This window comes from Heliomarina sp. (assembly GCF_052826185.1).
In genome coordinates this window covers 1-14,862 of the sequence record NZ_JBRBUI010000036.1, presented here as the reverse complement: position 1 = coordinate 14,862, position 14,862 = coordinate 1, and the positions used below count along the sequence as shown (strand labels likewise).

Genomic DNA, 14,862 nt, shown 5'->3' with positions numbered 1-14,862 from the left:
TCACGCTCCGGCCCGCATCAGGTGCAGGTCGTCTTCGGCCCATGTCAGCGCAACTGTATCGCCCTTGGCGGGTCGCGGCGCATCCTGTGGTAGCAATGCTGTCAGCCGCGTCCCTTCGGCCTCAAAACTGACACGCGTGGTCAGCCCCAGAAAGCTGAGCCCAGTGACCTGCGCGCTCAACGGCCCGGTCTCTGCCAGTTTCAGACGTTCAGGACGGATTGCGGCCGGTCGCGACTGGCCCGTCAGGCGCGCCACCAGATCTGCGGGCAACACGTTGGAAGAACCGACGAAATCCGCGACGAAAGGCACGTCGGGACGGAAATAGATGTCTTCCGGCGCGCCGACCTGAATGATGTTGCCGTCGTTGAAGACTGCTACCCTGTCCGCCATGGACAGGGCCTCGCCCTGATCGTGGGTGACGAAAACGAAAGTGATGCCAAGCTGGCGTTGAAGGCCCTTCAGTTCTTCCTGCATCTGCTCGCGCAGCTTCAGATCAAGCGCACCGAGCGGTTCATCCAGCAAAAGGACACGCGGTTTGTTCACCAAGGCCCGGGCCAGCGCGACGCGCTGACGCTGACCGCCGGAAAGTTCTGACGGTTTGCGCGCGCCGTATCCGCCAAGCCGCACCATCTCCAGCGCTTCATCGGCGGCCTTGTGGCGTTGCTTCTTGCCCTGCCCCGCGATCATCAGCCCGTAGGCCACATTGTCTCGCACATTCAAATGAGGGAAAAGGGCGTAGTCTTGGAAAACCGTATTCACATGCCGCTTGTAGGGCGGCAGATCGGCGACCTGTTCGCCAAAAATGCGGATGTCGCCGCCGGTCGGCCGTTCAAACCCTGCGATCAGGCGCAGGCAGGTGGTCTTGCCTGACCCCGAGGGGCCGAGCATCGCAAAAAACTCACCTTCTTCGATGGCAAGGCTGACGCCATCCACTGCCCGAACCGCGCCGAAATGGCGCGAGACGTGGTCGAAAACTACGGCTGACATGGGGAACTTCCGGTCTTGGCCCGTGCCGCCAGTAACTTGGCAACACGGACTGGGTTTCAGGGGATCAGCGGCCGCCGATCACGCCGATGTAATCCGATACCCAACGATAATAGGGCACGCATTCGTCCTGGCTTTCACATTGAGCAACAGGCGTTTTCCAAAACTTGATCTGGTCGAACTGGGCAAGACCGTTGGCATCGCAGCCTTCTTGAGTCTGCATGCCGCGCCCGTCCGAACAGGCGGCGGGTACCGACGGCACAGCGCCGAACCAGACGGAGAGGTCAGATTGGAGGTTCGAGCTGAGCTGATGTTCCATCCATTTGTAGGCACAGTTGGGATGTTCGGCATCCGCATGCAGCATGGTGGTGTCGGCCCAGCCGGTTGCGCCTTCTTCCGGGATAACAGAGGCGACTTTCACATCATCGGCCTGAAGCAGGTTCACCTGGAACGGCCAAGAGCCCGAAGCGACCATGCCCTCGTTCTTGAAGTCGTCGATCTGGATGAAGGCGTCATGCCAGTAGCGGCTGACCAGTTCGCGCTGCTGGCGCAGCAGGTCTAGTGCGGCATTGTACTGGTCCTGCGTCAATTCGTAGGGATCTTTGATGCCGAGGTCAGGGTGGTGATACATCAGGTAGTTGGCTGCATCCGCGATGTGGATCGGGCCGTCATAGGCCTGAACGCGTCCCGCGTTGGATTGACCGTCCGAAAGGGTGGTTTCCTCAAAGACCACGCTCCACGACGTCGGCGCTTCGGCGAAGGCTTCGGTGTTGTACATCAGCACATTGGGCCCCCACATGTAGGGCGTGCCGTAATGCACACCATCGACCGTGTGCCAAGGCGCGTCCTTCAGGCGATCATCCACCGCGTCCCATGACGGGATCAGGTCGATGTTGATCGGCTGGACCCGCTTGCCCGCGATCATCCGCAGCGACGCGTCGCCGGACGCGGTCACGAGGTCGAAGCCGCCTTCGTTCATCAGGGCGACCATTTCGTCCGAGGTATTGGCCGTCTTGACCGAGACCATACAGCCGGTTTCTTCCTCGAACTTAGTGACCCAGTCAAAAGCGGGATCGGTTTCGCCCCGCTCGATGTAACCGGCCCATGCGACGATAGAGAGCTCTCCCTCGCCTTCTCCGATTTCCGTCATCTGCGCCAGCGAACCGGTGGCAACCGAGACGGCGGTAATGGAACTCACCACGGCGGTGATGAATGTCTGCTTCATTGCGATCTCCCTGCGGGCAGGCCGCGCGACCTCATGGACCGCTCATCGAGAACCGGTCCGGCGCCGCCGGATACCCAAGATTTTGATTAGTATAGCCCGGTCCGTTCACCGGCTCGCAGTCCGAAATCCCACCCGGGAAGATCAGCCGCATTTCGACCATATGAAGCGGTTGCTGCGTTCGCAAATTCATAAATCAGATAATAGCATTCGGAAAATCCGATAGCTCGCCCACGTCAAAGTCGCAGGTGTCGGCCAGATTGCCCCATCCGCGCAAGAGAGATGAAATCGCGCACGGCCTGCGACAAGGGCAGGCCCCGCCGCCAAACAACACCGACCTGAACGATCGGCAGGGCGCCCGACACATCGCGACTTTCGATCCGGTCACCATCGAGCGACCACGGCCTGTAAACCAGATCAGGCAAAAGCGCGACACCCGCCCCCGTGGCGACAAGGCTCCGCACCGCCTCGACGCTACGCGTGCGAAATGCGATCTGCGGACGCCGCCCGAATGCCGATAAAAGCTTTACCGCTTCTTCTTCCATTTCATCGACATTCAGCATGATCAGCGGCTCGCGCGCCACGTCGTCCAGCCCGATGCTCTCGCGCCCGGCAAGACGATGGCCAAGCGGCAGCCAGAGCCGGAAAGACGATACATCGAGGATTTCGGCTTGAAGCGCCATCCGGTCACGCAGGTTCGAGATCACCATGACCGCCACGTCCAGTTCACCCCCGATAAGCAGATGCTCAAGGTACTCACCGGAATCCTCAAGCGCCGAGACATTCACAACTGGATTCATGCGCCGGTAGCGCGAAAGGAGATCGGACATGACATAGCCCGCCATTAGGGATGTCACGCCGATGTTGAGCCGTCCGGAGGTCGTCCCAGGTGGCCTTCGAAACGCGCCCTGCGCGCGCGAAACATCCGACAGGATCTTGGTCGCATGGCGCAGAAACTGGTGACCGCTGTGGGTAATATTGAGCCCGCGCGCATGACGCTCGAAGAGGTTCACGCCAAGATCGGCCTCAAGGTTTTTCAAAGCCTCGGTAACAGAGGACTGCGATATGGAAAGCGTTTGCGCGGCACCTATGACCGATCCACTCTCGGCAACCGCTACAAAATACCGCAACTGCTTGAGTGTAAACGACATCCCGGTCCGCCCCTGTTCGTTTCTAATATTGGTAAACCGCGCAATTGATACCGGCAAGACAAACGCAAGGTCAGACAGCCGGCGAGGCTCAGAAGCCAATATGCCGCGCTTATCGATGCATGAAGTTCGATACGGCCCAAGATTTAGCGCTTGCGCCAGATAAGCGCGGAGAGTTCAGGCTTTATCCGCCTGAAAAACAGTAGCGACAATTCTTCGAGAACCTCAAAGGATCAATCTAACAACAAGTCATTCCGCCCCGCGCAATCTCAACTCGCTCGAGACTTTACTGACCGTTCTGGGAGAGGAATCTGGCAAGGCGAGTCGAAGCTATTGGTTTACAGCGTGAGCATTCGATTGCTGCGCGGACACGCCAAAAGCCCCACGGTCGAAGATGTCGGCAGAAATGTACCCTCGCACAAGCGTGGCGGATCGCGTCCCACAACCGTCCTTTTGGCCGCGTTACAGGCCCCTTTGCAGCACGTTCAAGGGCAAGTGGCTGCATTCCAGCAGGCAAGACGAACTTGCGAGGTACGGCGTGATTTTTCGATAACCTTTCACGGCCTTGACGTTGTCTTTCCCGGCGTTGAGAACATGTAAGGATCAAAGGCCGCCTTAAGGACAGACCGATGAAGTTTTGCTTTCCCATAGTTATCATTGACGAGGATTTCCGCTCCGAGAATACATCGGGTTTCGGAATTCGAGCGCTCGCACATGCCATTGAAAAGGAAGGCTTCGAGGTGCTCGGCGCAACGAGCTACGGCGACCTGTCGCAATTTGCACAGCAGCAGAGCCGTGCATCTGCCTTTGTCCTCTCCATCGACGATGAAGAGTTCAGCCCCGGTCCCGATCTCGACCCGGCCGTTCTGAACCTACGCAATTTTATCGAGGAGGTCCGCGCCAAGAACGAAGATGTCCCGATCTATATCTATGGCGAGACCAAGACATCGCGGCATCTGCCGAACGATGTCCTTCGAGAGCTGCACGGCTTTATCCACGCTTTCGAGGACACGCCCGAATTTGTTGCCCGGCATATCATCCGTGAAGCGAAAAACTACCTGGAATACATCCAGCCGCCGTTCTTCAAGGCGCTGCTGGATTATGCCGAGGACGGCTCCTACTCTTGGCATTGTCCGGGGCATTCGGGTGGCGTGGCCTTCCTCAAATCGCCGATCGGGCAGATGTATCACCAGTTCTACGGTGAAAACATGCTCCGCGCCGATGTCTGCAACTCGGTCGAGGAACTGGGCCAGCTGCTGGATCACAACGGAGCCATCGGCGCATCCGAGCGCAATGCGGCCCGGATTTTCAACGCCGATCACTGCTTTTTCGTGACGAACGGCACCTCGACTTCAAACAAGATGGTCTGGCACCACAATGTCGCGCCTGGCGATGTGGTGCTCGTGGACCGCAATTGTCACAAATCGATCCTGCATTCGATCATCATGACGGGTGCGATCCCGATTTTCCTCAAGCCCACGCGCAACCATTGGGGCATCATCGGGCCGATCCAGAAGTCCGAATTCGAACCCGAGGCGATCAAGGCCAAAATTCGGGCCAATCCACTGCTGGACGGCATCGACCCCGACACGGTAAAGCCGCGCATCCTGACCCTGACGCAATCAACCTATGACGGCGTGCTTTACAACACCGAGGTGGTGAAAGAACTGCTCGACGGCTACGTCGACACGCTGCATTTCGACGAGGCCTGGCTGCCGCACGCGGCCTTCCACCCGTTCTACGGCACCTATCACGCCATGGGTCGCAAGCGGGAGCGCACGAAGCACTCGGTGACCTACGCCACGCAATCGGTCCACAAGCTTCTGGCCGGGATCAGCCAGGCCAGCCACGTGCTCGTGCAAGATGCGGAAGAAGCAAAGCTCGACCGGCATCTATTCAACGAATCCTATCTCATGCACACCTCGACGAGCCCGCAGTATTCGATCATCGCAAGCTGCGATGTCGCTGCGGCAATGATGGAACCGCCGGGAGGCACCGCACTGGTCGAAGAGAGCCTTGCAGAGGCGCTCGATTTCCGGCGCGCGATGCGAGAGGTCGATGCGGAATATGGCAATGACTGGTGGTTTCAGGTCTGGGGACCCGACACGCTGGCCGAAACCGGCATCGGGCGGGCCAAGGATTGGGAGCTGAAGAAAACCGATAGCGAGGCCGTCGAAAGCTCGGGCGAAGATGCTTGGCACGGTTTTGGCGACATGGCCCGCAACTTTAACATGCTGGACCCGATCAAGGCGACGATCATCACGCCTGGGTTGAACATTGACGGCAAGTTCGAGGAAACCGGCATTCCGGCCTCCATCGTGTCGAAGTACCTGACGGAACATGGCGTCGTCGTCGAAAAGACCGGTCTCTACAGTTTCTTCATCATGTTCACGATCGGGATCACGAAAGGCCGCTGGAATACGCTTCTCGCCGCGCTTCAGCAGTGCAAGGACGATTACGACCGGAACCAGCCGCTCTGGCGCGTCATGCCGGAATTCTGCGCCAAGCAGCCGCGGTACGAACACATGGGCCTCAACGACCTTTCCCAGCACGTCCATCGCCTTTACACGAAATACGACGTGGCAAGGCTATCGACCGAGATCTACGTCGGCGACCACCAACCAGCGATGTCGCCGCTGGATGCGTTTTCCCAGATCGCCCGGAGAAAGACCGAAAGGGTCGCGATCGACGATCTTGAAGGCCGTGTAACGACGAGCCTGATTACCCCCTACCCGCCCGGCATTCCTCTTCTTGTCCCGGGCGAGATCTTCAGCAAGGAAATCGTCAACTACCTTCGCTTCAACCGCGAATTCGCCCGCGAATGCCCCGGTTTTGAAACAGACATACACGGGCTGGTTCAGGAAACTGCGGAAAATGGCGAAGTCAGATATTTCGCAGATTGTGTCGCTGAGTGACGGCGAAACAGGTCGTTAGGTCAAGGCGGCCTCGGAAGTGGCTTCCGAGGCTTCCTGCCCTGCTCAGGAACTCCCATATTTTCGCGCGAAGGCACAGCTTTAGGCCGCGTAGAAGTGCCTTCGCGAACGCGGCTCTTGAACAATCCTAAAAGGCTTGGACGTCCCTTTCTATTTCCCAACATTGCACCGCTCCCCTTCCAAAAGGTCGGAAACCGGACCTTAGCTGAGAGAGCGCCTTGGTTCTGCCAAGTCTGACGAAGCGGAAATTCGTCGAACTTGGGGAGGGGGCTTTTCGCTGCACTGCAGTACGTGCGCGCCAACTTGTCACGGACCGCTTCGGGTACTCCTAGGAACTCACGGCTCGCAAGTCGCGTTTGGTAAACTAACGGCAGAGCCGGTCGAGCCTCTCTCGAAGCGCTCGGCAAAACCCAATCACTCACGCCAGCTGCCAAGCAGCCGCGAGCTTGTAAGGAGCCCTCAGATGCCAGACCATATCGACGACCTGATGCCGCCCGCGGAGTACATTACGGATGCCTACAAGGGCGCGGAGAAGCTCAAGGGCAAGCGCGCCCTGATCACCGGTGGCGATAGCGGCATCGGTCGTGCAGTCGCGTTTCATATGGCCCGCGAAGGCGGCAAGATCGCTATTCTATATCACACAGACAAGGACAGCGCCGAAGAGACGCGTGTGGGCATCGAAAACGAAGGCGCGGAGGCACTAGTTTTGCAAGGGGACACCGCTGACAGCGCCAGCTGCACCGCAGCGGTGGAGGCCGTCGCGAAGCAATGGGGCGGCATAGATGTGTTGGTAAATAACGCGGGCATGCAGAAGCCATATGACACGCAAGCGGAGATCAGCGACGCCGACTGGCAGAAGCACTTTGACGTCAACATGCACGGAATTTTCTATACCACCCGCGCTGCGCTCGACCATATGAACGAGGGTGGGAGCATCATCAACACCACCTCCGTCAATGCCTACGTTGGCAACGACGCGCTGGTGCCCTACACCGCCACCAAGGGCGCCATCGTCAGCTACACGCGTGCACTGGCGCTGGAATTGCTCGACCGTGGCATTCGGGTCAACCAAGTCGCCCCCGGGCCAGTGGTCACCGAGATCCAACTGGTCTTCAAGGATTTCGACAAGGAAATGCTCACGAGCATGTCGTCCCCCATGGGCCGGATGGGCCAGCCGCGCGAACTGGGCCCTGCCTACGTATTTCTCGCCTGCCAGGACAGCAGCTTTATCACCGGCCAGACGATCCACGTGAACGGTGGGATGATCACCAATGGCTGACCTCGGGTCCGCCTGGGCGGACCGGGAAGGCCACCGCTCCTGGTTGCACGCCGAGGGCCACCGCCTTCTCGACCACTACCGCCGCGCGCGGGTTCCGGCTGGGTTTGCAACGCTCGGCAACGACGGCACGATGGTAGACGAGACTGCGAAATCCATTATCACGGCGCGCATGGTGCATTGCTACGCGCTGGCGAGCCTTATGGGGGTGCCGGGCGCGGCCCCTTTGGCCGATCACGGGCTCGAAGCATTGCTCGACGGGCCCCTTCGCGATGCCGGTCGTGGCGGCTGGTTCGCCGATGCCAGCGGACCCTCGCGGAAGCAGGCGTATCTTCACGCTTTCGTCGCGCTGGCCGGTGCCTCCGCGACCATGGCCGGACGACCGCGCGGCGATGAGCTGATGTGCGCCGCAATTGACACGATCGATACTCACTTCTGGATCGCGGGCGAAGAGGTGTTGCGCCCGAGCTTCGCCGCCGACTGGTCGGACCCCGAAGCCTATCGCGGTGCCAATTGCTGCATGCATGGAACGGAAGCCTGCCTCGCCCTAGCCGATGCGACAGGCGAGGAGCGCTGGCTGGATAGGGCACTGTGGATGGCGCGGCGTTTCGGCCACGACATCCCGGCAGCGCATGACGGCCGCCTGCCCGAACATTTCGATGCGGACTGGACGCTGCTTCCTGATTACGGCGCCGATCACCCGGCGGACGACAGGCGGCCTTGGGGCCTGACGCCGGGCCATTTTGCGGAATGGGGCGGCCTGCTTCTCAAGGTTGAAGCGGCCTGCCTGGCGCGCGACCGCCATGCGCCGGAGTGGCTGCTGTCACAGGCCACAGCGCTGTTCGACAAGGCAATGGCGCAGGGTTGGGCGCCGGACGGCAAGCCCGGCATGGTCTATACCATCGGCTGGTGCGGCGAGATCTCGGTGCCGAACCGGGCGTATTGGGTTCAGGCTGAAACCGCGAACACGGCGTTGATGCTGCATCGACGAACAGGCGAAGACCGGTTCGAGGCGACCTACCGTATGATCTGGGATTATATCGCCGAAACGTTGATCGACCGCGAAATCGGAGGGTGGCGGCACGAAGTGGATGCCGATGGGCACCTGAGCGTCGCCGTCTATCCGACGCGCGAAGACCTCTACCACGATTTCCAGGCAACGGTGACGCCACTGATCCCGGTGTCTGCTTCCGTTGCGGGAGGACTTCTGGCGTGAGCGCCGCAAGGCCTGACGCGGGGGTAGCGGATGATCGCGTTCGGTCGGATTTTTGCACTGTGATTGTGCCGCGGTTTTCCATTGGCGGGCCGATCGTAGCGCAATCCAGTTCGTGCAATACTGCCTTCAGGCATCGCATTCCTAAGCTCAAGGATTCGTAAATAGAGACAAACTCTATTCCTCATTAAGCGAGGCTTTGTCAGGCGGGCGATAGTCAAAGCGTTTTAAAGAAAGTCCCTTCCGCCCGTTCTAACGCCATCCACTAATCGAAGTGTTGCACACTGCACTTATGGCGGATTTGGCGACCCTACGATGCAACTTCGGCTCAGAAGGCGAAAATCCTCTTCGGGTCCGTAAACTACTCATGGGCTACTATTGCCGCTCCGTCTCCGAGATTGGCAATGGAACGGGACGACATAACGCGGCTCGTTGCACGCAAGCCGGCCGTACATTTACCCGCTATCGAAGGATGCGCTCGGTCATGCGGGGTGCAAGACGGTGCAGCCAAGGGAGAAACTTGGCTTTGGCAACCCAGACCTCCTCCTTTCCCGCGCGAAGACCGGACAGGATTGCCGAGGCAGCGTTCTCGGACGATATCTTGCCCTTTCCCCGACCACGGGTCATATCAGTATCGACCAGGGGCATAACCACGTCGACGACGAGCAGAGAGTGCCACGAAGATTGTGACTGGTATCTCAGAGCCTTTGTGAAGCTCCGCAATCCCGCTTTCGTTGCGCAATAGACAGGCGCGGCCTCTTTCGGCGCGATTGCGAGGCCGGACGAGACATTGACCACAAAAGGCGTGGTGCTGCGGCGCATAGAGGGTACCAAGCCTGAGATGAGGTGGATCGGTGCCTCAAGGTTGATTGCGATCTCTTGTGTCCATCGCATCTCTCGATCTGAAGGGATTTCGGCGAGAAAAGACATCTCTGCTTGTATCCCGGCATTGTTGATCAGCCCGTCCAAACGGTCAAAACGCTGAATAACGTCATCAATCATCTGTCGGCGATCACCGGACCGGGACAGGTCACAAGGGAACGGAATCACACGTTCCCCCAGTTCGTCTTGAAGGGCCCTGAGGTGCGCCTCATCCCGGGCAATTGCAGCAACCGTCGCCCCCTCGACAATCAACCGATCGCATAAGGCTTTGCCAATGCCGCGCGTGGCCCCTGTGAGGACGACATTCGCGCCGTCGAAAGTAATAGATTTATTGTGCATTGCTGAAAGCCCGATATCCGTCTTCGTAAGCCGGTATGATATCCACGATCTGCCAATAGGAATTCGCAACCAGCGCTGTGTCGCGCAGGCGTTCCATCGCAAAGTAGTAGGCCGTCGCCGTTTCGGCGGTGATCACCATGATGTCGGAAACGCGCGCATTAAACGCTTCGGCGTCATAGAAGCGGAATGTGATCGTCTCGTCGCAAAATACTGCGTTCAGAGCCGCATCCGAAATGTCATCCCGTTCCGAGCGATCAAGCGCCAACCACTTCGGCGACGCCGCGAGCAACAGAAAGATGGTGAGTTTCATGTGTTTTCTCCATATTGCGGTTGCGATCAAGAATGTGAACTATTGCTCAGTTTCTCAACTCGCATCTGGAGGACTCCATGGTCGGCAATATCGAACCAAGAAAAAGAGGGCGCCAGTCGCGGGCCAAAGCAACGGAGGATGCAATTGTGGAATCCGTTGCTCGCTTTCTGGAAGAGGTTGGCCTTGAGCCTTTGACGACCAACAAGATTGCTGAACGCGCCGGGGTAAGCATCGGCTCGCTCTATCAGTACTTCCCGAATAAAGAGGCGATCCTTGTGGCGCTCATTCGACGGGAAAGATCACTGTTGCTCGCCGATGTGGCGGCGATCGCTGACAGTGGAGCCAGTCCGCAGAAGAAGATCGAAAGGTTGATTGGCGCAGGCATCAAACATCAGTTCGCGAGACCTCGTCTGGCACTTGCGCTTGAGTACGTAGAGCGGACGGTGAATCTTGGAGAAGAAGCGCAAGACCTTGAACGTCGCCTGTCTGAGGCCGTTTCCGGCATTGTGTCCCTGCAGTTTCCTGGCGCAGGCAGCCATGCACCGAGGGACGTGGTCGCGATGGCCCAAGCACTCATCAATAGCTCCGCAATGGCTGGCGAAACCGATCTGCAAGCTCTCCGTTCGCGCATCACCAAGGCCGTTTACGGGTATCTCGGCTGAACAAGGATGCATCGGCATGGCTGTATCTTCGCGCCACTGTGCGCAAGCGAGTCTTGGCGCAACAGTGGCGAGTTTGCACGGTGTCCCGCGAACGGCGGGCTCGATCGCCGCTGGATTTCGCAAGCGCGCCGAACGGCCGGTAAGCGAGTCGAAAGCGCAAAACCCAGATGGAAGCGTGAAAGTCCGGCGAGGGCCAGCCGCATCATGTTGCTTCGCAAGCTGGCGCAATCCGGCCCGCGGCGCTTAGGCAGGACCGCTCGGAGTGAATTTCTACGCATTGCGCATCGCCTGAGAAAGGCTGGTTTGGTGTCAAATAAGGAGGACTAGGATCCGCTCACTTCGTGCGGAGGATCCTGCAAAGTTCTGCGCTAGCGGCGCGGGAATGGTATTTTGCAAGAAGAGAGGCCTTCGCGATTCATGAAGAGCAGTGCCACTGAAACCGGGCGTCCGGCAAGCAGCAAAACAACAATCGCGCGGCAACTGAATTTTACGTTCCCCGCACGAAGCGCATAGGCGGTTCCTGTCCAGAACAAGACATCCGAGCCATTTAGACACGCAAACAGATTCCAACAATCTGGCAAGGGCGCATGACATCATCGGCACTTCGCTCGCCCCTTGGCATCGGGACACTAGTGGACGTTCAAAAATAATCCGAAGTAAATGTGGGGGTTCCGATCGAGATCATTCGCGCGGTATGTCTCGGCGTCCAATAGCGGCCATTTTTGCAATCTCAGAGAAAGTCTGCGGCGTCCGCACGGCAGACCATCACCCGTGTAAATTGCTGTACAATGTTTCCAACGGCGGCTTCGAGACATTTGCACCGCAGCGCCGGGCCAGAATGCGAAAGTCGGGTTTGAGTCTCCCGTGACAGTTTCAGAAGCCAAGCTGGCGGCGCAGTCCGCTGCAAAGCCGCATGACCGCCTCAAGCCCAAGATTGCCGAATGCCGTATTTTGCAGCAAAGTTAGCTTATTAAGAGACTTGCCTCAAACGCATTCATCCAAAATTCACCTCGGAGAACTCGTGCCCACCATCACCGCATTCAAATCATCTCCCGACAAAGGTGTCGGCCTTGCGCGTGATATGCGCGTCCGGTGGTCGCTTGAGGAAGTTGGCCAATCCTATGATGTGCGCCTGGTAACTTTTGAAGAAATGAAGCAGCCAGCGCACCTCGCACTCCAGCCCTTCGGTCAGATACCGACTTATGAAGATGGTGACGTAGCACTGTTCGAATCAGGGGCCATCGTGTTCCACATCGCGGAACGTCACACTGGCCTGTTGCCCAGCGATGAAGCAGGACGCGCCCGGGCGATAAGCTGGATGTTCGCCGCCCTGAACACTGTCGAGCCTCCGATTGTCGAGCGCGATTACGTCAAGTATTTTGAGGCCGACCAGAGTTGGCAGGCTGAACATTTGTCCATGGTCGATGACCGCATCCGAACGCGGCTGGATCAACTCGCGGCCGCCATGGGAGAGCTGATCTGGCTGGCCGGAGGTTTCAGCGCAGCCGATGTGCTTATGGTTCATGCGATTTGCAGGTTAGGGGGTTCGGGCATATTGGAAGAATATCCAATATTAATGGATTACATCGCGCGGGCAGCTGAACGACCCGCCTACAAGCGAGCGTTCGACGCGCAGTACGAGGTATTTCAGAAAGGCTCGTCTCATTGAGAAAGCGGACGTTGACCGCGACAATAACAGATGGCCGCAAAGTCCCGCACAGCGGACCATCGCGATGGATACGATGCTGCGCGACGGCGCGAACGCCCGCTTTCGGGCCAGAGCACCGCGGCATCGGAAAACCGGTGAATGGCGACAATGGCCCGTGAGTTTCATGTTTTTACGTGAAAATAAGCACGCAGCCCGACGCAGCGCGGCATGACCGCTTAGAGCCCAAAAGCGGCGGTTGTTAGAGGACAAGAGTTTGTCAGCGTAGCGGTGCACGGTTCTGTCGTAAGCACCTGCTTATGCCGATCCGGATCAGCGTTGCTCCAATCGAAAGTCATGCTCTCGCCTGCCATGTCAATCCGGCGGCCAGCCCGGTCGCATCACACATCCCGGAAAGGATACGACATGACCAAGCATCTTGTTCTCGCACTGAGCCTTGTATTCACACCGGCCATCGGCTTCGCTTTGCCCTCTGTCGGCGACGTGGTCGGCACAAACCCAGAGGACGCGACGGCGGCGCTCGCAACCGCAGGATGCACTGTCGACGAGTTCGAAGCCGAGGATGGACAGATCGAGGCCAAGTGCCATGACGACGCTTCCAAGCGCTACGAGGTCTACATCGATCCCGCGTCCGGGGCCGTTACCAAGATCAAGTCCGAGGACTGATCCCGTGTCGGATCATGTGGAACCGGGCGCCCGCGCGGCGCCCGAGATCGCTCAACCCTGGGACCCGGTGGTGCGACTGACCCATTGGAGCATTGCCGCCGCCGTCATTGCCAACGGTCTTCTGACCAAGCCAGGCGGCACGATCCATGTCTGGATCGGCTGGGCCGCGATGGCCGTGCTGGCACTTCGCCTCGTCTGGGGCCTGAGCGGCCCGGTCGAGGCGCGGTTCGCCTCGTTTCTTCCCGCTCCCCGCGCCGCGGTGAGTCATCTCGCCGACCTGCTGCGCGGACGCCCGCGTGAACACTCCTCGCACAATCCGGCTGGAGCGATCATGGCCTATGCGCTTTGGGCCTGTATGGCCGTAATGATCGGCACTGGCCTTGTCATGACCGGCGGCAAGAGCCCCATCACGATCGCCGAGGAGAAGGCCGCCGTCGCCGCGGGTGACTGGTCGGTGCTGGTCACCGAAAACGCCGGCGACCGGCACGGCGACGAAGAGGGACTTGGCGACGTCGCGGAAGAAGTACATGAAGTGACGGCGAACCTGATGCTGCTCCTCGCCATGTTACACGTTGCGGGAGTCGCGGTCGAGAGCCGCGCGCTTGGCCGCAATCTGGTCCGCGGGATGGTAACTGGACGGCGGAGGTGATGTGAACGGTGAGAGCCTGACCCAGGCGAAGCTGAAGCGGCGTCAACTCGGCCTCGCCGGGGTGATCGTCCTGCAATGCGTCGCGGCCGTGTTCTTCGTCGGTGATGTATTGGTGGATCTCATGCAAGCACCGCTCGCCCAGCATGCCCTTCTGGAACTGCTCGTGACGCTGGCCCTCATCGTCGGGATCGGCCTGAACGCATGTCAGCTGCGACGCATGCTGGAACGGATGCAGGTACAGGACAAGGCTCTGGGCACAGCCCGAGGCGATCTTGCGCGGATCGTGGAGTCTCAGTTCGAGATCTGGTGCCTGACGCCCGCTGAACGCGATGTCGGGTTTCTGGCGCTAAAGGGCCTCGACGCCGCCGAGATCGCTGCGATCCGGGGCGCCGCGAAGGGCACGGTCCGTGCGCAGCTTACTCGAATCTATGCCAAAGCCGGCGTCTCGGGCCGCGCCCAGTTCGCAGCGTGGTTCGTCGAAGACCTTCTCGATGGCGGGCTCGGTCCCGCTGGCTCTATTCCAAGAGGCCTAACAAAGGCACCCATCCAAACCGAGCGGCTCGACCCAAAATAAGACCTGTTTTCAGAGCCGTAATGAAACGCGCCTAACGAAGCTCGGCTGACCGTTCCTCCTTTCGTAAGACTCTGCAGCTTGAACAGAAATTGAGCAGGTGCGGCGAAAGGCAGCTAAGTCTCGCCACCCGTATCTTCAGACAGACTGCGAGTATGTTCCGGAAGGAGCCCATTTTTTCCCTACGCACGCCACGGTCAACGTGACCTGCCCCCCGCGAAATCCCTCATCATGATGTAGAGTCTGCCCAACCTTGAAGGAGCAGACGAATGCGAAAGAGCCGTTTTACCGAGGCGCAGATTATCGGGATGATCAAGGAGCAAGAGGCGGGCATGCCGACG

13 protein-coding genes are annotated in these 14,862 nt (G+C 59.1%); 8 read left to right on the top strand and 5 right to left on the bottom strand.

Annotated elements, in window-relative coordinates:
• The 3 genes from ACU0FH_RS11210 to ACU0FH_RS11200 all read right to left on the bottom strand — a co-directional run bounded on the left by ACU0FH_RS11210 (position 1) and on the right by ACU0FH_RS11200 (position 3,357).
• Positions 1-987, bottom strand: a complete 987-nt coding sequence (locus ACU0FH_RS11210; RefSeq protein ID WP_446194670.1) for an ABC transporter ATP-binding protein — start codon at positions 985-987, stop codon at positions 1-3.
• Positions 988-1,051: 64 nt separating this feature from the next.
• Positions 1,052-2,209, bottom strand: a complete 1,158-nt coding sequence (locus ACU0FH_RS11205) for an ABC transporter substrate-binding protein (RefSeq protein WP_446194669.1) — start codon at positions 2,207-2,209, stop codon at positions 1,052-1,054.
• Between the two features lie 233 nt (positions 2,210-2,442).
• Complete coding sequence (locus ACU0FH_RS11200) at positions 2,443-3,357, bottom strand: LysR family transcriptional regulator (protein ID WP_446194668.1); 915 nt, start codon at positions 3,355-3,357, stop codon at positions 2,443-2,445.
• 626 nt (positions 3,358-3,983) lie between these two features.
• Here ACU0FH_RS11200 and ACU0FH_RS11195 point away from each other — a divergent pair.
• From ACU0FH_RS11195 to ACU0FH_RS11185, 3 genes are all read left to right on the top strand, one after another.
• On the top strand, positions 3,984-6,269 hold the full coding sequence (locus ACU0FH_RS11195; RefSeq protein ID WP_446194666.1) for an Orn/Lys/Arg family decarboxylase: 2,286 nt from the start codon (positions 3,984-3,986) through the stop codon (positions 6,267-6,269).
• A 481-nt stretch (positions 6,270-6,750) separates the two neighbouring features.
• Complete coding sequence (locus tag ACU0FH_RS11190; RefSeq protein WP_446194665.1) at positions 6,751-7,566, top strand: SDR family oxidoreductase; 816 nt, start codon at positions 6,751-6,753, stop codon at positions 7,564-7,566.
• Positions 7,559-8,779 carry an AGE family epimerase/isomerase gene (locus ACU0FH_RS11185; RefSeq protein WP_446194664.1) on the top strand — a complete coding sequence of 407 codons (1,221 nt, stop codon included), beginning with the start codon at positions 7,559-7,561 and terminating at the stop codon, positions 8,777-8,779. The genes ACU0FH_RS11190 and ACU0FH_RS11185 overlap by 8 nt, the downstream gene beginning before the upstream one ends.
• A gap of 459 nt (positions 8,780-9,238) precedes the next feature.
• Here ACU0FH_RS11185 and ACU0FH_RS11180 read toward each other — a convergent pair whose 3' ends face one another.
• Complete coding sequence (locus tag ACU0FH_RS11180; protein WP_446194663.1) at positions 9,239-9,997, bottom strand: SDR family NAD(P)-dependent oxidoreductase; 759 nt, start codon at positions 9,995-9,997, stop codon at positions 9,239-9,241.
• The gene (locus ACU0FH_RS11175) at positions 9,987-10,307 is read right to left on the bottom strand and encodes a darcynin family protein (protein WP_446194662.1); all 321 of its coding nucleotides are present in this window, start codon (positions 10,305-10,307) and stop codon (positions 9,987-9,989) included. The genes ACU0FH_RS11180 and ACU0FH_RS11175 overlap by 11 nt, the downstream gene beginning before the upstream one ends.
• A 77-nt stretch (positions 10,308-10,384) precedes the next feature.
• Here ACU0FH_RS11175 and ACU0FH_RS11170 point away from each other — a divergent pair, with 77 nt between their 5' ends.
• The 5 genes from ACU0FH_RS11170 to ACU0FH_RS11150 all read left to right on the top strand — a co-directional run bounded on the left by ACU0FH_RS11170 (position 10,385) and on the right by ACU0FH_RS11150 (position 14,524).
• Positions 10,385-10,969, top strand: a complete 585-nt coding sequence (locus tag ACU0FH_RS11170; RefSeq protein ID WP_446194661.1) for a TetR/AcrR family transcriptional regulator — start codon at positions 10,385-10,387, stop codon at positions 10,967-10,969.
• Between the two features lie 1,021 nt (positions 10,970-11,990).
• On the top strand, positions 11,991-12,638 hold the full coding sequence (locus ACU0FH_RS11165) for a glutathione S-transferase family protein (RefSeq protein ID WP_446194660.1): 648 nt from the start codon (positions 11,991-11,993) through the stop codon (positions 12,636-12,638).
• 402 nt (positions 12,639-13,040) lie between these two features.
• Entirely contained in the window at positions 13,041-13,301 is a 261-nt protein-coding gene (locus tag ACU0FH_RS11160; protein ID WP_446194659.1) for a PepSY domain-containing protein, read from the top strand.
• 4 nt (positions 13,302-13,305) lie between these two features.
• Positions 13,306-13,950 carry a cytochrome b/b6 domain-containing protein gene (locus tag ACU0FH_RS11155; protein ID WP_446194658.1) on the top strand — a complete coding sequence of 215 codons (645 nt, stop codon included), beginning with the start codon at positions 13,306-13,308 and terminating at the stop codon, positions 13,948-13,950.
• 1 nt (position 13,951) lies between these two features.
• A complete protein-coding gene (locus ACU0FH_RS11150; RefSeq protein WP_446194657.1) occupies positions 13,952-14,524 on the top strand; it encodes a helix-turn-helix transcriptional regulator in 573 nt (190 codons plus the stop codon).
• The last annotated feature ends 338 nt before the right edge of the window (positions 14,525-14,862 follow it).

Coding starts and splice junctions, on each gene's coding strand:
- ACU0FH_RS11170 (WP_446194661.1), top strand. CDS start 10,385: ATGGTCGGCAATATCGAACCAAGAAAAAGAGGGCGCCAGTCGCGGGCC.
- ACU0FH_RS11175 (WP_446194662.1), bottom strand. CDS start 10,307: ATGAAACTCACCATCTTTCTGTTGCTCGCGGCGTCGCCGAAGTGGTTG.
- ACU0FH_RS11190 (WP_446194665.1), top strand. CDS start 6,751: ATGCCAGACCATATCGACGACCTGATGCCGCCCGCGGAGTACATTACG.
- ACU0FH_RS11195 (WP_446194666.1), top strand. CDS start 3,984: ATGAAGTTTTGCTTTCCCATAGTTATCATTGACGAGGATTTCCGCTCC.
- ACU0FH_RS11160 (WP_446194659.1), top strand. CDS start 13,041: ATGACCAAGCATCTTGTTCTCGCACTGAGCCTTGTATTCACACCGGCC.
- ACU0FH_RS11210 (WP_446194670.1), bottom strand. CDS start 987: ATGTCAGCCGTAGTTTTCGACCACGTCTCGCGCCATTTCGGCGCGGTT.
- ACU0FH_RS11180 (WP_446194663.1), bottom strand. CDS start 9,997: ATGCACAATAAATCTATTACTTTCGACGGCGCGAATGTCGTCCTCACA.
- ACU0FH_RS11185 (WP_446194664.1), top strand. CDS start 7,559: ATGGCTGACCTCGGGTCCGCCTGGGCGGACCGGGAAGGCCACCGCTCC.
- ACU0FH_RS11205 (WP_446194669.1), bottom strand. CDS start 2,209: ATGAAGCAGACATTCATCACCGCCGTGGTGAGTTCCATTACCGCCGTC.
- ACU0FH_RS11200 (WP_446194668.1), bottom strand. CDS start 3,357: ATGTCGTTTACACTCAAGCAGTTGCGGTATTTTGTAGCGGTTGCCGAG.